19 protein-coding genes and 1 tRNA gene are annotated in these 23,093 nt (G+C 39.6%); 7 read left to right on the plus strand and 13 right to left on the minus strand.

The genetic code is table 11. The features are described from left to right. From tuf to J582_RS20990, 5 genes are all read right to left on the minus strand, one after another. Positions 1-1,191: an elongation factor Tu gene (tuf, locus tag J582_RS20970; RefSeq protein ID WP_002157016.1), complete on the minus strand. Its 1,191-nt coding sequence runs from the start codon at positions 1,189-1,191 to the stop codon at positions 1-3. A gap of 94 nt (positions 1,192-1,285) precedes the next feature. Continuing rightward, complete coding sequence (gene fusA, locus J582_RS20975; RefSeq protein WP_002050327.1) at positions 1,286-3,424, minus strand: elongation factor G; 2,139 nt, start codon at positions 3,422-3,424, stop codon at positions 1,286-1,288. A 178-nt stretch (positions 3,425-3,602) separates the two neighbouring features. Beyond that, complete coding sequence (rpsG, locus tag J582_RS20980) at positions 3,603-4,073, minus strand: 30S ribosomal protein S7 (protein WP_001138055.1); 471 nt, start codon at positions 4,071-4,073, stop codon at positions 3,603-3,605. Positions 4,074-4,232: 159 nt separating this feature from the next. Beyond that, positions 4,233-4,607 carry a 30S ribosomal protein S12 gene (gene rpsL, locus J582_RS20985; protein WP_002050319.1) on the minus strand — a complete coding sequence of 125 codons (375 nt, stop codon included), beginning with the start codon at positions 4,605-4,607 and terminating at the stop codon, positions 4,233-4,235. A 200-nt stretch (positions 4,608-4,807) separates the two neighbouring features. Continuing rightward, positions 4,808-6,124 (minus strand): EcsC family protein, encoded by a 1,317-nt coding sequence (locus tag J582_RS20990; protein WP_022575856.1) that lies wholly within the window; start codon positions 6,122-6,124, stop codon positions 4,808-4,810. A 296-nt stretch (positions 6,125-6,420) separates the two neighbouring features. On the opposite strand from J582_RS20990, the gene J582_RS20995 reads away from it, so the two are divergent. The 6 genes from J582_RS20995 (at position 6,421) to J582_RS21020 (ending at position 12,836) form a co-directional block, all read left to right on the plus strand. After that, positions 6,421-7,650 (plus strand): beta-ketoacyl-ACP synthase II, encoded by a 1,230-nt coding sequence (locus tag J582_RS20995; RefSeq protein WP_032048503.1) that lies wholly within the window; start codon positions 6,421-6,423, stop codon positions 7,648-7,650. 18 nt (positions 7,651-7,668) lie between these two features. Then, complete coding sequence (gene hemJ, locus J582_RS21000; protein ID WP_002050435.1) at positions 7,669-8,121, plus strand: protoporphyrinogen oxidase HemJ; 453 nt, start codon at positions 7,669-7,671, stop codon at positions 8,119-8,121. 171 nt (positions 8,122-8,292) lie between these two features. After that, on the plus strand, positions 8,293-9,153 hold the full coding sequence (locus J582_RS21005) for a pirin family protein (RefSeq protein WP_032048505.1): 861 nt from the start codon (positions 8,293-8,295) through the stop codon (positions 9,151-9,153). Between the two features lie 90 nt (positions 9,154-9,243). Then, on the plus strand, positions 9,244-9,804 hold the full coding sequence (locus tag J582_RS21010; protein ID WP_032048506.1) for a hypothetical protein: 561 nt from the start codon (positions 9,244-9,246) through the stop codon (positions 9,802-9,804). A gap of 385 nt (positions 9,805-10,189) precedes the next feature. Then, on the plus strand, positions 10,190-11,815 hold the full coding sequence (locus J582_RS21015; RefSeq protein ID WP_004710259.1) for an NAD+ synthase: 1,626 nt from the start codon (positions 10,190-10,192) through the stop codon (positions 11,813-11,815). Beyond that, on the plus strand, positions 11,808-12,836 hold the full coding sequence (locus J582_RS21020; RefSeq protein WP_032048507.1) for a hypothetical protein: 1,029 nt from the start codon (positions 11,808-11,810) through the stop codon (positions 12,834-12,836). Before J582_RS21015 ends, J582_RS21020 begins: the two co-directional genes overlap by 8 nt. 43 nt (positions 12,837-12,879) lie before the next feature. Here J582_RS21020 and J582_RS21025 read toward each other — a convergent pair. From J582_RS21025 to J582_RS21055, 7 genes are all read right to left on the minus strand, one after another. Next, a tRNA-Met gene (locus J582_RS21025) sits at positions 12,880-12,956 on the minus strand. Between the two features lie 157 nt (positions 12,957-13,113). After that, positions 13,114-14,070 carry a carnitine monooxygenase, reductase subunit CntB gene (gene cntB / locus J582_RS21030; RefSeq protein ID WP_032048508.1) on the minus strand — a complete coding sequence of 319 codons (957 nt, stop codon included), beginning with the start codon at positions 14,068-14,070 and terminating at the stop codon, positions 13,114-13,116. A 47-nt stretch (positions 14,071-14,117) separates the two neighbouring features. Further along, a complete protein-coding gene (locus J582_RS21035; protein WP_032048509.1) occupies positions 14,118-15,569 on the minus strand; it encodes an NAD-dependent succinate-semialdehyde dehydrogenase in 1,452 nt (483 codons plus the stop codon). A 62-nt stretch (positions 15,570-15,631) separates the two neighbouring features. Then, on the minus strand, positions 15,632-16,747 hold the full coding sequence (cntA, locus tag J582_RS21040) for a carnitine monooxygenase subunit alpha (RefSeq protein ID WP_004710265.1): 1,116 nt from the start codon (positions 16,745-16,747) through the stop codon (positions 15,632-15,634). A 42-nt stretch (positions 16,748-16,789) separates the two neighbouring features. Continuing rightward, positions 16,790-17,764: an alpha/beta hydrolase gene (locus J582_RS21045; RefSeq protein ID WP_032048511.1), complete on the minus strand. Its 975-nt coding sequence runs from the start codon at positions 17,762-17,764 to the stop codon at positions 16,790-16,792. Positions 17,765-17,775: 11 nt separating this feature from the next. After that, positions 17,776-19,428, minus strand: coding sequence for a BCCT family carnitine transporter (locus J582_RS21050; protein ID WP_006581588.1), 1,653 nt, complete (start codon positions 19,426-19,428; stop codon positions 17,776-17,778). A gap of 20 nt (positions 19,429-19,448) precedes the next feature. Then, entirely contained in the window at positions 19,449-20,561 is a 1,113-nt protein-coding gene (locus J582_RS21055) for a tartrate dehydrogenase (RefSeq protein WP_004710273.1), read from the minus strand. A gap of 103 nt (positions 20,562-20,664) precedes the next feature. Here J582_RS21055 and J582_RS21060 point away from each other — a divergent pair, with 103 nt between their 5' ends. After that, positions 20,665-21,645 (plus strand): LysR family transcriptional regulator, encoded by a 981-nt coding sequence (locus tag J582_RS21060; protein ID WP_004710275.1) that lies wholly within the window; start codon positions 20,665-20,667, stop codon positions 21,643-21,645. A 51-nt stretch (positions 21,646-21,696) separates the two neighbouring features. On the opposite strand, the gene J582_RS21065 is transcribed toward J582_RS21060, so the two are convergent. Next, positions 21,697-22,881 (minus strand): porin, encoded by a 1,185-nt coding sequence (locus tag J582_RS21065; RefSeq protein WP_032048512.1) that lies wholly within the window; start codon positions 22,879-22,881, stop codon positions 21,697-21,699. Between the last annotated feature and the right edge of the window lie 212 nt (positions 22,882-23,093).

A 23,093-nucleotide genomic window follows, 5' to 3' on the forward strand; every position in this document is an offset into this window, starting at 1 on the left:
TTATGCAGTTACTTTCGCAACAACACCAGCACCTACAGTACGACCACCTTCACGGATCGCAAAACGTAGACCTGGGTCCATTGCGATTGGGTGGATTAATTCTACTGACATTTCAACGTTGTCACCTGGCATTACCATTTCAACGCCTTCTTTCAACTGGATCGCACCAGTTACGTCAGTTGTACGGAAGTAGAACTGTGGACGGTAACCATTTAAGAATGGAGTGTGACGACCACCTTCTTCTTTAGAAAGTACGTATACTTCTGCGTCGAATTTAGTGTGCGGCTTGATTGTACCTGGTTTAGCAAGTACTTGACCACGTTGTACGTCTTCACGCTTAGTACCACGAAGTAATACACCACAGTTCTCGCCTGCACGGCCTTCGTCAAGAAGTTTACGGAACATTTCTACGCCAGTTACAGTTGTTTTAACTGTATCTTTAATACCAACGATCTCTACTTCTTCACCAACTTTAACGATACCAGATTCTACACGGCCTGTTACTACTGTACCACGACCAGAAATTGAGAATACGTCTTCGATTGGCATTAAGAATGCTTTGTCGATAGCACGTTCTGGTTCTGGGATATAAGAGTCAAGAGCTGCTACAAGAGCAAGAACTGATTCTTCACCGTAAGGACCTGCTTCACCGTTAAGAGCAGCAAGAGCTGAACCACGGATTACTGGAGTGTCATCACCTGGGAAGTCGTAAGTAGAAAGAAGTTCACGAACTTCCATTTCTACTAATTCAAGTAATTCTTCGTCGTCAACAAGGTCGCATTTGTTCAAGAATACGATGATGTAAGGTACACCAACCTGACGAGAAAGAAGGATGTGTTCACGAGTTTGTGGCATTGGACCGTCAGTCGCAGCACATACAAGGATCGCGCCGTCCATCTGAGCAGCACCAGTGATCATGTTTTTAACGTAATCGGCGTGGCCCGGGCAGTCAACGTGTGCGTAGTGACGAATTGGAGAATCGTATTCTACGTGTGAAGTATTAATTGTAATACCACGTGCTTTTTCTTCAGGTGCTGAGTCGATTTGCGAGTAATCTTTCGCTTCACCGCCGTAAGTTTTTGCACAAATAGTTGCAATCGCAGCAGTTAAAGTTGTTTTACCATGGTCAACGTGACCGATTGTACCCACGTTTACGTGTGGTTTATTACGTTCAAACTTGGCTTTAGCCATGATGATCTTCCTTTATTAACTACTCATGGAGGGTCACCCCATGAGCACTTGGTTTTCAACTAAGAATTAGTTAGGGCTTATAGTAATCGAAAGATTACTCGTCGTCACCTTTTTTACCGCCAGCTTGGAATTTAGCAATGATGCCTTCAGCCACGTTACGTGGAGTTTCAGCATATTTAGCAAATTCCATTGAGTAAGTCGCACGACCTTGAGACATAGAACGCATTTGAGTCGCGTAACCAAACATCTCAGCAAGAGGAACTTCTGCTTTAATTGCTTTTGTTCCACCAGGAAGATCGTCCATACCTTGAACCATACCACGACGACGGTTTAAGTCACCCATGATATCGCCCATGTAGTCTTCTGGAGTTTCTACTTCAACTTTCATGATAGGTTCAAGAAGGATAGGATCCGCTTTCATGAAACCATCACGGAAGGCATAAGAACCAGCCATTTTGAACGATAATTCGTCAGAGTCGACATCGTGGTAAGAACCGTCGAAAAGAACAGCTTTAACGCCTACAACTGGGTAACCAGCCAAGACACCATTCTTCATACGTTCTTGAATACCTTTATCAACTGCACCGAAGAATTCTTTAGGTACTACACCACCAACAACTTCTTCAGCGAATTCGTATTCTTTACCAGCAGTTTCAACGTCAAGCGGTTCTAAACGAACATATACGTGACCGAACTTACCTTTACCACCTGTTTGACGTACGAATTTACCTTCTTGCTCAACAGTTTTCTTAATCGTTTCACGATAAGCAACCATTGGTTTACCGATATTCGCTTCAACACCGAATTCGCGCTTCATACGGTCAACGATGATGTCAAGGTGAAGCTCACCCATACCAGCAATAATTGTTTGACCAGATTCTTCATCAGTACGAACACGGAACGATGGATCTTCTTTCGCCAAACGGCCTAAAGCGATAGACATTTTTTCTTGGTCTGCTTTAGTTTTTGGTTCTACAGCCAATGAAATTACTGGCTCTGGGAATTCCATACGCTCAAGAGTAATGATGTTTTTCTCATCACATAATGTATCACCAGTTGTAACATCTTTAAGACCTACACACGCTGCGATATCACCTGCACGGATTTCATCAAGATCTTGACGTTCGTTCGCGTGCATTTGCACGATACGACCGATACGTTCACGCTTAGCTTTAACTGGGTTATAAACCGGATCACCTTGTTTAAGAACACCAGAGTAAACACGTACGAATGTTAAGTTACCTACGAATTTGTCGTTCATGATTTTGAACGCAAGTGCAGAGAACGGAGCTTCGTCAGATGCTTCACGAGACGCTTTAGTTTCGTCTTTATCGTCAAGGATACCTTCGATCGCTTTAACTTCTGTAGGTGATGGTAAGAATTCAATTACAGCGTCCAACATACGTTGAACACCTTTGTTTTTGAACGCAGAACCACAAAGCATTACTTGAATTTCAGAAGCTAATGTACGAGCACGTAAACCAGCGATGATGTCTTCTTTAGAAAGATCACCTTCTTCTAGGTACTTGTCCATTAATTCTTCAGAAGCTTCAGCAGCTGCTTCAACCATGTTAGTACGCCATTCTTGAGCAGTATCAACTAGGTCAGCAGGAATATCACCGTATTCAAACTTCATACCTTGAGAAGCTTCATCCCAGATGATTGCCTTCATTTCGATAAGGTCAACAACACCTTGGAATGTGTCTTCAGCACCGATTGGCACAACGATTGGCACAGGGTTACCGCCCAAACGTGTTTTCATTTGTTCAACAACACGGAAGAAGTTTGCACCAGTACGGTCCATCTTGTTCACGAATGCTAAACGAGGCACTTTATATTTGTTTGCTTGACGCCATACAGTTTCAGACTGAGGCTGTACACCACCAACTGCACAGTAAACCATGCACGCACCGTCAAGAACACGCATAGAACGTTCAACTTCAATTGTGAAGTCTACGTGTCCCGGTGTATCAATTACGTTGATACGGTGTTGTTGGAATTGGTTAGCCATACCAGACCAGAAACAAGTTGTAGCAGCAGAGGTAATTGTAATACCACGCTCTTGCTCTTGTTCCATCCAGTCCATTGTTGCTGCACCGTCGTGTACTTCACCAATTTTGTGAGATACACCTGTGTAGAACAAAATACGTTCAGTTGTAGTTGTTTTACCTGCGTCAATGTGCGCAGAGATACCGATGTTACGGTAACGAGTAATTGGGGTTTGGCGAGCCATGATGTCTACATTCCTAAATGTTATCTTTAAAACAGGGCGCATCAATTAAATTGATGCGCACGAATACTCAAACGGGGCAACTTAAATACCCGCAAAGCCCCCGCTTTGGTAGAGAGCAATGTTGAATCTAGCTACTGTATGCATGAGTATTCTCCTGATTAGGGACTGTTTTATCCGCTTAGAAACGGTAGTGAGAGAAGGCTTTGTTAGCTTCTGCCATACGATGCACGTCTTCACGTTTTTTGATCGCGGCACCTTTGCCTTCAGCTGCATCAAGCAACTCGCCAGCAAGACGTAAAGCCATAGTTTTTTCAGAACGCTTAGCAGCAGCATCTACTAACCAACGCATTGCTAAGGCAGTACGACGGGATGGGCGTACTTCCATAGGTACTTGATAAGTAGCACCACCAACACGGCGTGCTTTTACTTCGACCATAGGACGAACTTTCTCAAGAGTAGTCTCGAAAAATTCAACTGGGTCTACTTTGTTTTTTTCTTGAACGCGTTCTAAAGCACCGTAAACGATACTTTCAGCAATAGATTTTTTACCATCTTGCATTACGTGGTTCATGAATTTAGCGATTGTTTGGCTGCTAAATTTTGGATCTGGAAGGATCTCACGAGCAGCGACTACGCGACGTCTTGGCATTTTAATACACCTAATAATATGACACTTCAGGATAATCCAGCAGTTTGTACAAGTGTCATGTACACGACGCTGGCCTTACTATACGTCGCTTGAATTACAAATCTATGAAGAATTCAAACAAGCGAAACGCTAAAGGGCTTTTGGACTAGTTTCCTAGAATTACTTCTTAGGACGCTTAGTACCGTATTTAGAACGTGATTGATTACGATCTTTAACGCCGGCACAGTCTAAAGAACCACGAACGGTATGGTAACGTACACCTGGTAAGTCTTTAACACGACCACCACGGATAAGAACAACACTGTGCTCTTGTAAGTTATGACCTTCACCACCGATGTAGCTAGATACTTCAAAACCTGAAGTTAAGCGAACACGGCAAACCTTACGCATAGCTGAGTTAGGTTTTTTAGGTGTAGTTGTATAAACACGTGTACAAACACCACGACGTTGTGGACAAGCCTTCAACGCAGGAACTTTGGATTTTTCAACCAAAGTCGTACGACCCTTACGGATCAACTGATTCGTTGTTGCCATATGGCAATTCTCCCGTTATTAAAAAACCTTAAAAAGAAAATACCTCTTTTTAAGGGCACATAATTGTAAGCCAAGATGCAAAAATGGTCAACATGGCAATACTTACCAAATGTTGACCATATCAATGTTTGACAGGATGATTTACAAATTTAAATAAGGCTGAAACTTAATTTTCAAACCCTGTCTTTGTAATTGTATTGTTAAGAGTACTTTTGATCCTCTACAACCTCATCATTTTCAATTTCTAATGCTGGTTTTTGTTCACTGTGTTCATGCTCAACCACATGTTTCTCTGCAAGCTGCTCAATACCGTTATGAACATTTTCTTGCACTTTTTCTTCACTTTTTTCAGAAGTATTGGATTTGACTACAACAGATACTTTTGAAATTACATCATGATTTTCAATTTTATGATGTTGTGCTGCATGTACACTGCCATTTTCTCCAACATTTAAAAGACGTGGACTTGCCTTTTGAATAAGAGTTACTGCAGCATAGTAAGCTTGTAATGGTGATAAATGCTCACTTGGGTGTTCATTTAAATAATGTCGTGCTGCACCAAAAATAGCTTGTGCTTTATGGCCTACATCTTCTTGTAACTTCCAGCTATAAACAGCACTAAGTACTGCACCAGCAACTGGAGTAAACTTGCCAACTGCAGCAAGTTGAGGAACTTTATTTAACCAGCTCCATTTGAACTCACCATTTTCATCGACTAACCAGCTTTTTAAAGTCTCAATATCATTTGAAGACCCAAGTACTTGCTGAAACTGTTGAATGTCTTGTGTCTCTAACATATTACGTAAAGCTTTAAGTGCTAAAAGCACTGTCTGCTTCTCTGCAATCAGACTAATATCAACTTCTTTAAAAATAAATTCAACGACATCTTGATCAGTGGCTTCAGTCAAATCAAAACCGTGTGATCGTCCTGTTTGATAAATTGTTCTTAAAACCAATACTAAAGAAACAGGAATATCTACGGCTGCACCGACCATACCCGATACACCCGTAATTGCACCTTGAATACTTGCGATTAGTTTATTTTGTTCAATTAAAGCCTGACTTAAACGTTGTGAACGTGAAGTATCTTTTGTCAGCTCAAATAGGTCTTTAGCACCCGCCTCTTCTAAGATTTTTTCAGTCAGCGTACTTTTTGAACTAAAGTCATTTAGCCAATCAAATAAATAGCTCGATATTTTTTCATTCCAGTCAGGCGAAATAAATGTCGCAATACCATTGACCTTTCTAAAATGACGACCAAACACCTGACGCGTAACTTTAGGTAAATGTTCACGTAACATTTGTTGTGGACTTTCATACTGTTCCACTTCAAAAGGACTTTTACTTCTAGCATTACCTTCTACTGTTTTACCACTTGCAAGTGGCTCAGCCAACTTACTAACCTCACCTATTTGGCTTTGCTGCAAGATGTTTAAACCAGTAGAACTGAGCTTTTTAGCCACTCCGAAGACCTGAGAAAACAAATTGTCAGATTGATTATTATTAAATTTTGTCATCCAGTACCTCGATTTTTTAATTTATCTAATTAGAGATAAATACTAGGTGGAATGTGGATTTATCTCAACTTGAATGTGTGTATTTTAGTTAACCCTAAATGCAACATACTGTGTATTTGGTTATTTTTTTTAAATGCAAAATTGACATAAAGATTTGCCATAAGAAATAAAAAACCTTTCTGCTATCATGGTAACAACGAAAACATATGTCTAATGTTCTTACAGCTATATTCTCCTATCATTTAATAGCTGCTCATGTTCATAGACTTTAAATATCACCATAAAGGGACCTGTAGATGAAACGTGTTGTAATCACTGGTATGGGTATTAACTCATGTATCGGTAACTCTTTAGAAGCAGTTACTCACTCACTTCAAAATGGAATCTCCGGGACACGTTTTAACCCAACTTATGCTGAACTCAATTTTAAGAGTCATGTCAGCGCTGCTGCAGAACAAGATTTTGACAATATTGATCGTAAATTAAAACGATTCATGGGCGTATGTGCAATGTACGCTTATAACTCTGCTGTTGCCGCTGTTGAACATGCTGGCTTAAAAGCGGAAGATTTAGCAGATAATCCACGTTATGGTATTGCTGGCGGTTCAGGTGGTGGTTCAACTGCTTCTGTTGTAGAAATGACTGAGCTTTTAGAAACTAAAGGTGCTCGTAAAGTTGGTCCTTTCTTCGTTCCACGTAACATGACAAACACAATTACTGCAAACGTGGGTGTTGCATTTAAACTTCAAGGTATTGCTCACTCAATCGCAAGTGCTTGTGCAACTTCTGCAGATGCAATTGGTTATGCATATAATCTTATTCAACTTGGTAAACAAGACCTTATGCTTGCTGGTGGTGGTGAAGAAGATCACTGGTCTCAAAGCTTATTGTTTGATGCTATGGGTGCTTTATGTTCTAAATACAACGACACACCTGAAACAGCATCTCGTCCATATTCAAAAGACCGTGACGGTTTCGTTATTGCTGGTGGTGGCGGTTTCGTTGTTCTTGAATCTCTTGAACATGCTCAAGCACGTGGTGCAAAAATTCTTGCTGAAGTTGTTGCTTATGCTGCGAACAGTGACGGTGCAGACATGGTTGCTCCAAGCGGTGAAGGTGCGACTCGTTGTATCTTGATGGCTCTTGAAGAAGCAAAACAACACGGCGTAGAAAAAATTGACTATGTAAATACCCATGGTACTTCTACACCAGCTGGTGATATTACTGAACTTAAAGCAATGGAACGTGCTTTTGGTGAAGGTAAAGTTCCACCTTTAAGCTCAACTAAATCTATGACTGGTCATAGCTTGGGTGCTGCTGGTGTTCATGAAGCAATTTACTCTGTATTAATGCTTCAAAATGACTTTATTGCTCCAAACATTAACGTGACTGAGCTTGATGATGGCACTGAAGGTTTTGATATTGTGCTTGAAAAACGTGATGCAAAATTGAATACTGTAATGAGTAACAGTTTTGGCTTTGGCGGTGTAAACGCTTGCCTAATTTTCAAGAAGTGGGATGCATAATCCCACCTAGGATTAACGATGGATGCACCTTCTGATGCTTTTTTGTGGGTAAAAGCATTACATATTATTGCTGTGGTTTGTTGGTTCGCTGCTTTGTTTTACTTACCACGTCTTTATGTTTACCATGCAATGAGTGAGGATGCGGCAAGTCATCAACGCTTTGAAGTGATGGAACGTAAGTTGTATCGAGGTATTATGTGGCCATCTATGATTGCCACATTAATTACCGCCCATTTTCTTGTAGACTGGGGCGATGCAACTCGACATTACCATGAAGCCACATGGTTCTATTTAAAAGTTGGATTAGTGGCTTTATTAGTGATTTATCATTTAGTTTGTGGTTACTATCGCAAAAAGCTTATTGGAAATGCTCACTATAAATCACATAAGTTCTGGCGTTTTTTCAATGAAATGCCAACCTTAATTTTATTTGCTGTTGTGATTTTAGTTGTCGTAAAACCTCAGTTTTAACTGGGGTTTTTTATTATCTAAGATTTTTAACTCAATTCTTTTATTCATTTCACTGGCTTAACCTATTCATAATTTATTTTTCCGAGCAAAAGACTTTTACAGCAATCTTGATACATTCTTATAAAAACACCTCATCTTTTTTATAAATTCAATAAATAGTAAGGTTAAAGCATGAAAAGTCTAGCTTTTATTCATCGTAACGATACTCTTTTTGCAGTCGGCGATTTTTATCCAGTTCTTTCTGTTTTTTCCTACCATGAGTTAGGTAATACACTCTCCCCCTTTTTACTACTCGACCATTTAGGCCCGGGAAAAATTGCACCCTCTATAAAACATAGAGGAGTCAATGATCACCCCCATCGTGGTTTCGAAACGGTAACACTTGTTTATGCAGGTGAATTGGAACACAAAGATTCATCTGGCGGAGGTGGGTCTATAAGTGCTGGCGATGTGCAATGGATGACAGCAGGCGCTGGTGTAATTCATCGGGAATTGTTTAGTGAAGAATTTTCTAAATCTGGCGGTGCTTTTGAAATGATTCAGCTTTGGGTCAATTTACCAGCAGCAGATAAAATGAATTCTCCACGCTATCAAAGTTTAAAGAAAGCTGAAATACCAGTGGTGAAACTGGAAAATGAAGCTGGATTTGTACGTATTATTGCAGGGCAATTTAACCATGTTATAGGACCCGCGCTTACTCACACCCCTATTACTGTTTTGGATGTAGAGCTCCGCGCAGGTCAGCAAGCCATTTTCCCTGCTCAATCTGGCGAAACAACATTAGTTTATTTACGTTCAGGCCGAGTACAATTTCAAAAAGATGAAGACGTTTTAGAGGAACAAGGTTTAGCAGTGATGTCAAACCAAGGAGAGCATTTCTCTATTACGGCTTTACAAAGTTGTAAGTTACTTATTTTGACAGGACAACCCATTACAGAACCGATTAATGGTCATGGTCCATTTGTAATGAATACTTATGATGAGATTTTACAAGCCTATGATGATATTAAAAATGGAAGATTTGCCAAGTAAAACAGCCTAACTACCGCATGCGAAAGAAATGACAGTTATTTGCGTCTGTCTTTCAACATAGTTGATGTATGTTATGCTACAAATTAACAGATGAACTTATTTACTAGCAAAACTATGTTCACTCTCAACGCTTTTAAACTTGTCACATATCGACAATTTATTATTTTCACCCTTTTCATTTTTCGTCACTTAAAAAGCTATCCGATTCGATTTCTTACACCAGAAGAAAAAGCTTTAGCGCAAAAGGTTTTTGGAGATTTTTTAGATTGTGACCGCCCTAAAATTATTGCTACTCGTTACTTACCTTGGCAAGCCCATGGAATTTTGATGGCTCCAAATGGAAATATTTATGTCAATCTTTCTGACTACAGTAGTAATTACGCGCTAGAGTCTAAATTCATACAAGGCATTTTTATTCATGAGCTGACTCATGTGATGCAATACCAACGAGGTATTCACGTATTACTAAAAGGTGCCTTACTGCAAACGGCCTACTATCTGAGTTTTAAATATTACAACCCATATAAATACACTTACTATCCTCAGAAAGCTTTTAGCTCTTACAATATTGAGCAGCAAGGAGAAATTGCTAGAGATATCTGTTCAGGTAAGCTGCCAAATATTATTTGTTCACCTCACTTTGATTTGTAACTAAATAATCAAGATCGTCTTCAACGTAACTTTTTTGCTAACTTATAATCAGAAAATTTATAAACAAAAAAATATGAAAATAAAGTTGAGATCTAAGTTTATTAATGTCAAATTATTGAAAATAAGTATAAAAACTTATTCCAAAATTTGGAGTGTTAAGGCAGTATACAAACAATAAAAATAATGAAGCTTGTTTCTATTGTATACAGAAAATCTCGTTATTTTTACGCAGAAAATATGTGATTGGTATATATTATTGATCTTGACATTTTTGTTTACTATTTTACTTGTTTATTATCGTGCTATACACATCGTTGAAAAATTATATTCATAAAAATCAACACTATGTGTATTTATATTCGTTATGATCTAGGATTAGGTTTGAATGAAAAGTTTTAAAGTTGCCCTTGCTCAGTTTTCTCCGCATATTGGCAATATTGACTCAAACACCCAAAAGATGATTGAGCAAGCAAATCAGGCGAAAAAACAAGATGCTGACCTGATTATTTTTCCTGAGCTTTCTGTGATTGGTTATCCAGCTGAAGACTTATTGTTACGTCCAAATTTAAATAAACGTATGCAAAAGGCTTTTGCTCAACTTAGCGAAGTTAAAGATATTGTGATGGTTTTCGGCTTCGTAAACCAGACAGAAGATGGTCAACGTTATAATTCAGCTGCTGTCATGAAAGACGGTCAGGTTTTAGGTGTCTTCAATAAACATAACTTGCCAAACTATGGCGTTTTTGATGAAAAACGTTATTTCCAAAAAGGCCATCAGCACTTGGTATTTGAGTACTTAGGTCATAAGTTTGGTGTACTCATTTGTGAAGATATCTGGTCAATCAATACAGTAAAACAATTAAGCCAATTAAATGTTGATACTGTACTTGTGCTTAATTCATCTCCATATGAAGTGGGTAAACCACAGCATCGTAAACAGACATTAAGTGAGCTTGCAAAGCAGCTTCATTTAAACATTGTTTATGTCAACCAAGTTGGTGGGCAAGATGATTTAATTTTTGATGGTACAAGTTTTGTCAGCAACCAAAATGGTGAAATTGCTTTACAAGCGCCAAGCTTTAAAGAAGACCTGTATATAGCTGAATTTGACCGTGATACAAAATTATATAAGGTCACTGAGTCTGCTCCTGCATTGGAAACTTTTGCAGAGATCTATCAAGGCTTAGTCATGGCAACACGTGACTATGTAGAGCGCTCAGGTTTTCCTGGAGTAATTTTAGGTCTTTCTGGCGGTATTGACTCTGCCCTTACGCTCGCTATTGCAGTTGATGCTATCGGTGCTGAAAGAGTTCAAGCTGTGATGATGCCTTATACCTACACTTCTCAAATTAGTGTAGAAGATGCAGCTGAACAAGCTCGCCGTATGGGCGTGACTTTCGGTATTGCCGAAATCCACTCAATCGTAAATAGCTTCATGCAAACTTTGTATCCGTTCTTTGGTAATTCACCAGCCGATGCAACTGAAGAAAATTTACAAGCGCGCGCTCGTGGTACATTGCTTATGGGCTTATCTAACAAGTTTGGTAATTTAGTCCTTTCTACAGGTAATAAATCTGAACTTTCAGTTGGCTATTGCACACTTTATGGTGACATGGTAGGCGGCTTTGCTGTTCTCAAAGATGTTTATAAAACAATCGTGTTTGAATTAGCAAAATACCGTAATAGCTTAAGTGAAACTCCGGTTATTCCTGAGCGTGTGATTACTCGCCCACCTTCAGCAGAACTTCGTCCAGATCAAAAAGACCAAGATTCTTTACCAGCGTATGATGTATTGGATGCTATCCTTTATGCATACATTGAAGAAGATTTAGGTCAGGCAGACATTATTGCCAAAGGTTTTGATAAAGAAGTTGTTGAAAAAGTCATCCGTTTAGTTGATCGTAATGAATACAAACGTCGTCAAGGTGCGATTGGCCCGAGAATTACTTCTCGTGCATTTAGTCGCGAACGACGTTATCCGATTGTCAACGGTTGGACAGCGAATGACTGAGCAGAAAAACTCATCAAAAACCACAGCACTTGCTCAAGCACTTTTGCTTGAGCAGGTGGAATTTTTCAAAAAACAATTATCGATAGAAAACTCACCTATTTATTTCCAGCAGTTCATTCAACTGTTTATGCAACATGCTGACGAAATTAAACTTTATGAAGTTGTAGATTTAGAACAATTACAAGCCGTTGTGAAACGCTATGCTTTTGAAATGCAGCTGGGTGCAGGCTTACTTGAGTTTATTGGGGAAATTGCACAGCGTATTTATTTATCTGCCATGAAATCTCCAATTCAGCTACAAGACTTGGTATCCGATCACCAGTTTGAAATGTGGCTTTCCAAGTTTTTGGAAATGGAGCATATTCCTCAATATCTAAATGAGTTTTTAAGAACCAGCCCTTCTGTTCAACAACTTTGCCAATATATTGCTACTTCAACCTTAGAACAAAAATTACCAAAATTTTTAACTGCCACTAAAGTGAATGACTACCATTTTGAATGGCAGCATAAACTTAAAAAATTCTCGTTTTTGCAGCAACAACGTCTCGAGCACAAACTTGAAACTTGGATTGCCAGCTTTATTCATGAACAACTGACAGAATTAAGTCTTTTGTCGGCTGAAGATTTAGAAAGCTTAGTGCGTCATATCTGGGAAGATATTAGGCATAAAAAAATGTATGAGTTTATGAAACAGCTCACTCCTCTCGATGTGGAAGAGTTCTTTGTTTTAATTTATGAATACTGGAAAGAATTACGTCAATCGCAATTTATGCAAGATCTTATTTTATATGGCGTCGAAGTTTTTTATGATTTTTATAAAGGCCAAAGTCTATTTGAAGTGTTAAGTGAGATTGGTTTAACCGAAACCGATTTACAAACTGAAGCTTTACGTTTTTATCCGAAGGTTATGGATGCCTTTAATGAGCATGGTATTTTGGAACCGTTGCTTCAAGCGCTCCTAGCTCCTTTTTATCAAAGCTCAAAAACACTCGATATGATTGAAAAACATTTTAGTGAGTAAAAAATAGATAAAAAGAAACCACGCAGGAGCGTGGTTTTTAAAATGGTGGCTATGACGAGACTTGAACTTGTGACCCCCGCATTATGAGTGCGGTGCTCTAACCAACTGAGCTACATAGCCGTAAACTGTGTGCGCATTATCTATAGTTCTGTATAGCAGGTCAATACTTCAAAACTCTTAATGCCCACCAAATGAACAAATATGATTCAGATCATCATTATTTGTTCATTTTTTAGCAAATTCATACTTTAAGCAATTGATCGGCCACAGAAATATATTAAAGATCTAATACTAGTTTTTTACCTTTTGCTCTTGATACACAAATCATCATGCTCTTTTGTGAAGCTTTTTCGGCATCACTTAAGTATTGATCGAAGTGTTCTGCTTCACCTTCTAAGATAGCGGTTTCACATGTACCACAAACCCCTTCTCGGCATAGACATTCCACATCAATATTTAATGTCTCAATAGCTTGTAAAATAGTCTGGTTACTTTGTACTTCAATTTCCTGATTAGATTTGGCAAGTACCACCGTAAATGCTTCACCATCTTCTGGAACTGTTGAGGCAAATTGTTCCCAGTGAATGTATTCATCGCGGTAACGGTGCTTGTTACAACAATCAATCACCGCATCAATCATAGGTTTAGGTCCACATACATATACATGTGTGCCTTTTGGTTGCGATGAAATTAATTCGTCTAAGTTAAGCATGCAGCCTTCTGAATCAACATAACTAAATACGTGCTCTGCATGTTTTTGCTTTAATTCATCAAGTAAAGCCGCATGTTCAGGTGAACGATAAGCATAGTGCAGCTCATACTCTGCACCACGTGCTACCAGCTCATCCATTTGCGGTAAAAACGGTGTAATACCAATTCCACCTGCAATTAAGATATGTTTAGTGCCTGTTTCAGCTAGCGGGAATAAATTTTTTGGTTCTGATATCTGGATTTCACAGCCTTCATTACACTGATCATGCATGAAAACCGAACCACCCTTACCTTCGACATCCTTACGAACACAGACTTGATAAGTTGATAAGTCTTGCGTACAGCCCATCAATGAGTAAGCATTGGAAAGTTGATCATTCATTTTGACAATAATATGGCTTCCCCCACTAAATCGAGGAAAGTTCTGCCCATCTTGACGTTTGAACGTAAACCGTTTGATTAAAGGGGTTAGCTGTTCCACACGAGTAACAACTGCTGGGAACATTTCATAATGACTAGCCATATTAGAATCCTTCTTTTACCGCATATTCTTGTTGTTAGGGCTTATCCTTAAAGCCCTAAACACATGTATTTAATAGTCATGAATTCTTCAAGACCATATTTTGAACCTTCACGTCCAACGCCTGATTGCTTCACACCACCAAATGGTACAACTTCATTTGAAATTGCTGTGGCATTCATACCGACCATTCCATATTCAAGCTGTTCCGACACTCGCCATAAACGTGAAATATTTTCGCTATACACATACGCTGCCAAACCGAAAATCGTGTCATTTGCTTGAGCAATCACATCTGCTTCATCTGTAAAACGAATAAGCGGCGCAACTGGACCAAAAATTTCTTCTTGGACAATTTCCATTGTACGGTCAACGTTCGTTAGAACTGATGGTTCATAAAAGGTTTGTCCTAAAGCATGCTGTTTACCACCACAGGCAATCTTAGCGCCTTTGCTCACTGCATCATCAATTAACTGCTGTGCTTTCAAAACTGCTTTTTCGTTAATTAATGGGCCAATTTGTACGCCATCTTCAAGTCCATTACCGACTTTAAATTTTTGTACTTCTTGTACAAACTTCTCGGCAAAAGCTTGATAAATATTGTCATGTACATAAATGCGGTTAGCACAAACACAAGTCTGACCTGCATTACGGAACTTGGCAAAAATCGCGCCTTGTACAGCTTTATCTAAATCGGCATCATCAAACACAATCAGAGGAGCATTTCCACCCAACTCAAGCGCCAATTTTTTAATGGTGCTTGAACACTGCTGCATTAGTAAACGGCCCACTGGCGTTGAACCAGTGAAAGTCAACTTCTTCACTTTTTCATGTGAAGTAAATACCGAGCCAATTTCTTGAGATTTACCAGTAACAACATTAATCACACCAGCTGGTATACCCGCCTTTTCTGCAAGCTTTACAATCGCTAATGCACAGTAAGGTGTTTCATTGGCTGGCTTAATCACGACCGTACAACCTGCTGCTAAAGCTGGCGCTGCTTTACGGGTAATCATGGCAATTGGGAAATTCCACGGCGTAATCGCAGCCACAACACCCACAGGTTCTTTACTGATAATAAAACGCTGCTGGTTATTTACGGTTGGAATCACATCACCATAAATACGCTTGCCTTCTTCTGCAAACCATTGAATAAATGATGCAGCATAGCGAACCTCACCTTTTGCTTCTGCTAAAGGCTTACCTTGCTCAATGGTCATGATTAAAGCAAGTTCATCGGTATGATCGAGAACCAGTTTATGCCAAACCAACAAGATATCAGCACGATTTTGAGCAGTTAAAGCTTTCCAACTTTGTAAAGCCATATAGGCAGCTTCAACTGCTTGCGTTGCCTCTGCCGCTCCCATATTCGGAATTGTGCCAATTTCTTCGCCTGTAGCTGGGTTACTCACCGGAACAGTCGCATTCGACTGTGCAGCTAACCATTGCCCATTAATATAGGCTTGTTGCTGAAATAGTTCAGTACTTTGTAAACTCGACATATCATCTTCCTAACTGAAGAATCAGGTGTAAGTGATCTTTACACCTGAATAAATCCATTTTTTTATTTATGATGCTGCGCCACTAAATGTTGGAAGTAGGCAATACCATGCTCACTAATTCCTGAGCGTTGCTTGTCAGTCATAATACGACCTTGGCCACGATAACCACGTGATTTCAAACCACGTTGCACACTTTCAACCAAGTTCAAATCTTCAGGACGGAATACATTGCGATACCATTCAATCAAATCTTTTTGATCTTGAGTAAGCTCTTCATTTGTAAAGTAAATATCGTAATGCTGCAACGTTGTTTCTGCATCAACTGGAAACTCATAGATCACAGTCATGAAGTTGCTACCCGGTGGTACGTTGAACATGGTACAAGGCCAAGTCCAGAACCCATGAAACTCAGGATCTGTTACTGATGGATCAAGCTTAAATGACTTCTCAGATGAACGCGCAAAACCGTACTGTAATGTCCAGTTTTGATGTGTAGTATGCCAATATTTGTCGACTTGTACTGAGTCAGCAAAGCCCGGATGTGCAGGCCCACAGTGATAACATTCCAAGTAGTTATCGACAATAACTTTCCAGTTTGCTGGCGTTTCTGTTACAAAACGAGCCGCCAATTTCAAATCTTTAATTACACTACATGCTTGATTTAAACGCTCAGCAAAGCCCGGAAGCTGGTCTTCTACACAAGTCGCATTTTCATCCATATTAATGAAAACAAAACCAGCATATTCCTCGACTTTTAAAGGAACCATACTTGAGTTTTCTTTATCGAAAGATTCAACATGGTCACAATTACGTGCCAATGCCAAGCTACCGTCCAGCTTGAAAGTCCATGCATGATATGGGCAAGTAATGACATTTTTTGCTTTACCACTGCCACTTAAAAGCTCATGGCCTCGGTGTGGACACACATTATAAAACGCACGTAGAACACTATCTTTACCGCGAATGATGACAATATTTTCACCAATTACTTTACGGGTAATATAGTCATTTGGCTGAGCCAACTCACTGCCATGTGCAACACAAATCCAGCTTTTAGCAAAGATTGATTCTTTTTCATGCTCATAAACTTGAGATGAAGTATAGAAAACTTTAGGGAAAGTCCATGCAACATCTGGGTTTGCACAAAAATCTTCAGGTAATTTTTCAACTGCACTCATGTTTTTACTCCATTAAATTCTTTTCGTCCAAATGACTCGATATTAAATTGATGTCTTTTCGGCACTGCTCAACATGCGACGTATTGCACTTAGCATGTTTTGATATAAATGTTGAACTTCCGGACAGTCACGCATCAGACGTAAACTGCCATGTAATAAACCTTTACCTAAATGAAACTCGTTAGGGATACCTGCTTGTTCCAATTTTTGGGTAAAGAGATAACCGTCATCACTTAAAGGGTCATATTCTGCAACTGCCACAAAACTTGTAGGCATATCTGAAAAATCAGTTGCCAATAAAGGTGCTAGACGTAAATCCTGCCACTCTTGTGAATTCGGTGCATATTCCTTTAAATAAAAATGCATATCTTCAGCCGTTAACAACGGCGCATGGGCGTGCTTTTGCACGGCTGGGGTATCAAATGCTGTCGTTAAACATGGATAAACCAATGCCAGCCCTTGAGCTTGCAAACCACTATGTTGTAGATCCACTGCAAGAGCGGCTGCTAAATTACCGCCTGCGCTATCACCTGCTAGAACGATATTTTCGCTATCGATTTGCCAAGCTGAACCATGCTGTTTAAGCCATTGATATACCGCTAAACAATCTTCAAAAGCTGCAGGAAAATGATGTTCTGGTGCTAAGCGGTAATCTACACCAATGACAATTGCATTTAAGTCCTGACATAAATAACTGGTAATAAACTCATGTGAATCGAGTCCACCGACCATCCAACCACCGCCATGTAAATACAACACACATGGCCAACCAGCTTTAGGTCGATTTGTTTTTGGTAAATACACACGAACAGGTACAGGATGCCCTGCATTTGCAACCACTCGGTCTTCTACTTCAATCTTGCCATCACGTGGCAAAGTGTAGTGTCGGCACATCGCCTCATATGCTGCACGAATTGAGTCAATATCTGCATCTGCTGGTGAATAAATGCTGCTCCAGTACACTAGGCTTTGCATTTCTTCACTTAAGACATAAGTAGTCTGTTCACGTGTCGTCATTACCGTTCCCTCTAGCTGGTTTTTCTATCCAGTTTGATTGAGCTTGCAAGCTCAAGCTGCATCCGTTTTGCATGTTCATCTTGAGACTGGTTTAAACCAATTTCCGCATCATCATAACCTTGTTGCTCAATTAAATGCGATGGGACTTTGGCATAATCCTGAATTAACCATTTCACTAAGCCATAGGTTTGAATCAGAATAATCACGATGAATGGTAAAGCCGTCACAATAGTTGCCGTTTTCATGGTGTCTAACGGTGCTTTACTAAAAATCATGGCAATTGGAACTAAAGTCAGCATGACACACCAGAACAGACGAGCGTTTGGTGATGGGTCTTGTCCTTCACTTAAACCACGTGTACATGTTGCTGAAACCGCATATCCGACCGCATCCATATGCGCTGCCAAGAACACCACCATGATGCCGAGGAAAATCCACATCATGAGTTTTCCGGCAGGTAACAGACTGAGCAATTGACCAATTGCAACCTCACCACCCTGTTGACTTAAGATTTGCGGTACATTGACAGCCCCATGAATAAAGCTATAAACGCTGTAGTTTTCAAACACACCAAAGATGAACCAAAGACCGACACTGCCGCCAATTACCATGGCAAAGATCACTTCTTTAATGGTACGACCTTTAGAAACACGCGTTACAAACAGTGCCACACCCGGTGCATATGAAATCCACCATAACCAGTAGAAAACAGTCCATTCTCGAGTAAACTTGCCGTCACCCATTGGGTCGGTAAACAAACTCATATCGACAAAGTTGGTAGCCATTAACCCAAAACTCATTAATGAGTTATTCAAAATGAACTGAGTCGGACCAAAGCAAAGTACATAAATTGCAAATAACACTACACCCAAACACACCATATGGCTTAAACGCTGCATGCCCTTGTCCATACCTACATAAGAACTTAGTGCGAACAGAACTGAAACTGCCAAAATAATGATAACCTTGGTCATAAAGGTATTTGGAATACCTGTGAGCTGAGACAAAATATTGGTAAATGTCACGGCAGTGAGTACCAATGAGATCGTCAATGCGCCAAACATGCAAAGCAAGAACATTAAGTCGACTAAACGACCAACCACGCCAGTTGATTTAAAACCTGTCACAGCCTCAATTACTGAAGCTAAGCTTAATCCCTTGTTTTTTCTCACATGATAGCTGTAGCACAAAGAAATTGATGCCAAAGCATAAATTGCCCAAGCACTTAAGCCAGAGTGAAAAAACGAGTAAGCCACGCTATATTTCAATGCTTCTGCTGACTCAGGCGGTAAGCTCAAACCCGGAGTTTGATAATAGTAAGCCCAGTCCAAAAAGCCCCAGTACAGTGTGGAAGAACCAATACCTGACAAGATGAACATAAAAATCCATGACATTGTGCTGTATTGAGGTTTTCCTTCTCCAAGCTTAATTTTTCCGTATTTACTAAAGGCAAGACCAAAAGTAAAAATGATGGCTAAAAAAGCAAACAGTAATACTGGGGTTGTAAATACCGATGTCGTCCATTGCATCCACGTTGCAGCAATCTTGATTGACTCTTGCGAATAAATCGCCAAACCAGCAACTGAAATAAATACAAACAGTAAGCTGGTTACGGCAAGAACTTTATCCGTATAAATTTTTGTGTTTTGATTATCCATATCCATACATCCATTTTTGGATGGCGTTATTCCATAGCGAATACGTCCATTTTAGTTTGGGCTACACATGATGCAATTGCATCTCCTACCTCATAAGTTTTCGCCTGACCACCGATATCGGCTGTTTTTGGTCCATTAATTAAGACATTCTCAATCGCGTGCATAATATCCTGACCTGCTTGGATACAACGCTCGTCTTCTTCACCAAAGAATTCGAACATCATGGCACCCGACCAAATCGCAGCGATTGGGTTGGCAATTTGTTTACCGTAAATATCTGGTGCTGAACCATGTACAGGTTCAAACAATGATGGGAATTTTCTTTCTGGGTTTAAATTTGCTGAAGCAGCCAAACCAATGGTTCCCGTACATGCAGGACCTAAATCGGAAAGAATGTCGCCAAATAAATTCGATGCCACAACCACATCAAAACGCTCAGGTTGCAACACAAAACGAGCCGCCAAAATATCAACATGCTGTTTATCAGCTTGAATTTGTGGATATTGTTTTGCCATCGCATCAACGCGCTCATCCCAGTACGGCATGCTGACAGCAATACCATTTGATTTAGTCGCTGCAGTAATTTTTTTCGCATCACGTTGATTTGCAAATTCAAATGCATAACGCAAAATGCGATCTACACCATGACGTGTAAATACAGCCTCTTGTAAAACAAACTCTCGGTCTGTTCCTTCAAAAGCTTTGCCACCAATGGCTGAGTACTCACCTTCACTGTTTTCACGAACCACATAAAAATCGATGTCGCCCGGTTTTTTACCTACCAATGGACATTTCACACCTGGCATTAAGCGCACTGGACGTAAATTCACATATTGGTCAAAACCACGACGGAACTGGAGCAGCGAACCCCAAAGCGAGATATGGTCAGGCACTTTATCTGGCCAGCCTACAGCGCCAAAATAAATTGCATCGTAGCCCTGCAAAGTTTCAAACCAGTCATCCGGCATCATTTTGCCGTGCTCAAGGTAATAATCGCAGCTTGCCCAATCGAAAGCATCTAACTGAAGCTCAATGCCATGCTTCTCTGCTGCTGCCTTTACAACCTTAATGCCTTCTGGTAGAACTTCTAAACCAATGCCATCGCCTGCAATCGTGGCAACTTTATATCTTTTTGCCATAAGCTTCCTTCACACCTTCGACTAATATCCTTGTATGGCTTAAACATGATGTTTTAAGCAAAAATGATCAACAACGGAACTATCAATCCAATGGACACGGATCGTGAATAATCTACCTAACCTATCGGATTTAAAGGTTTTTTGCACAGTCGCCAAACTAAAAAGTTTTGTCGAATCTGCTGAGGAACTTGGGACATCGCCAGCTTTTATTAGCAAGCGAATTAATATTTTAGAAAACACGTTAAGCTGCAAACTTTTTCATCGCAGTACGCGTCACGTTAGCCTGACAGAAGATGGCAAACTCATTCTTGAGAGAGTTTCAAATATTCTTGAGGAATTTGATGAAGTTTGTGAACTGGTCAATAACCCACTCAGTACACCTACGGGTCGTATGGATATTATTAGTAGCTTTGGTTTTGGCAGAAAACATATCGCACCAATTTTGTCTAAATTAATGATGCTTTATCCAAAGCTTCAAATACATTTTGACACCATCGACAATACCAAGGACTTGATTCAACACAGTATTGATTTAGACATCAGAATTGGTAATGAAATTGCGCCAAACATGATTGCAAAGAAGTTAGCTTCTAATTTTCGAATTTTATGTGCAGCACCTAGCTATTTACTTAAACACGGCGTACCAGACAGTATTGAAGATTTGCAAACACATGACTGTTTAACGATTAGTGAACGTGATCAATCATCTGTACTATGGAAATTTAGACATGCTTCTGAAGATGTTTCAGTGCATATCAAACCACGTTTTGTTTCTAATAACGGCGAGATTATTCATCAGCTTGCCATAGAAGGTCACGGTATTATTTTCCGTTCGATTTGGGATGTTGCAGATGAATTGATTACCGGCCAACTTCAGCATATTTTGCCTGAATATTGGCAAGACGCAGATGTTTGGGCGGTTTATCCATCACGTCTAAAAAGCTCTTCCAAACTGCAAACCTGTATTTTGTTTATTCAAAATGAATTACTTAATCGTTTACAGCATGTACAAAACCTAAACCGTGGACAACTCATTTCACCAGCCGTCAAACGTGAACCACCACCTGAAAAAGTCTTTCTATAAAAAAGCCCTAAGTGAGCCTATTCACTTAGGGTAATCGTTTACTTTTAACTTTTAGAAATAATATCCAATTGAAAGATAAAACAGTTTATCCCAGTCATTACTACTACCTTGTGCAAGGCCATTTGCCCCACCACCTACCATTGGGTCATTTTTACTCATAATATATTCACCCTGAATACCAATAGCTTTGTAATTAAAATAAACGCCTGCAATTAAACGCTCAGAGTCTTTATAGCCATCCTCATCTTTGAAAAAGCGACTATGAGAAATATAAGGCTTAATATTGGTAAGTTGATGAAATGGCTGAGCGAAGGTGTAATTAATTTCATTAACCAAATACTTACCCTTATTCGCTACTTGATATGGATAGTCGAAAGCACCAATAGTTGAACTATTTGGAAATAAATCATCTCCATTCGTGACATCTTGCTTACCTGCTAAGAACATCCATTGCCAAGCTTGGTATTGGGTTTGAGCAAACACATTCCATGACTTACGATGTCCATCTATGTTTGTTCTTTTATTTTCTAAATCAGAATACCAAAACGAACCACCCAATTCTGTTGAAAAATTTTGAGCTTTATCAATTTCAAATTTTCTAGATGCGCGGCCAATCCACATATTTTTTTCTTCAATATTAGTGCCATTGGACAAGTCATCAGCTTCAACAAAATTACCACTATATCGGCTTGAGTCCTTTGAAGTACCCTTATAATTTCCACCATCAGATGGATAAAAACCTAAGGTCAAATTATATTTATCATCTGCAAATTTATATTTAATTCCTAAATTATCAATATCTTCTAAACCAACCGTATTTAAAAGTGTCTCGTAATAACTGCTGCCCCAAAATTCTCCAAAGCCAAAATCAACAGGTTGTAAACCTACTGTAACTCTTTGTTGGTCAGATAGTTTATAACCTGCCCATACTTTTTTGAGAAAAATTGCGTCACACAGGCGATTATATTGGTAACAACGAGCATCTAAGCCCGCAATCCAATCTGGATTTTCGTAACCCAACACTAATTTAATATCTGTGAGTCGCCAGTCATCATTTTGAGAGCCTTCATTGGCCCCAACCACATAGTCCTTATGTAAATAACGGGAACGTACCGCACCAGACACTTTAAATTGACCCGAATCTAAAGTTGGATCACCCCAACTCAAATCAGCCGCAGAGACTTGTGCTCCAGCAGTTAAGCTTAGAATTCCTAAAAATAATAATGACCTTTTCATGTCTTCAACATCCTTGTTAAGTGTTATAAGAACATGAAGAAATTGGGTTAGACAAACAATGCCAGAACTATAAAGTCGGTCTTTACAAACTGTGTTTAATCAAAAAATAAGCATAAAAAAAGACCACGCAGGAGCGTGGTCTGTAAAATGGTGGCTATGACGAGACTTGAACTTGTGACCCCCGCATTATGAGTGCGGTGCTCTAACCAACT

The organism is Acinetobacter sp. 1566109 (assembly GCF_000582255.1).
GTDB classification, from domain to species: Bacteria; Pseudomonadota; Gammaproteobacteria; order Pseudomonadales; family Moraxellaceae; genus Acinetobacter; species Acinetobacter nosocomialis.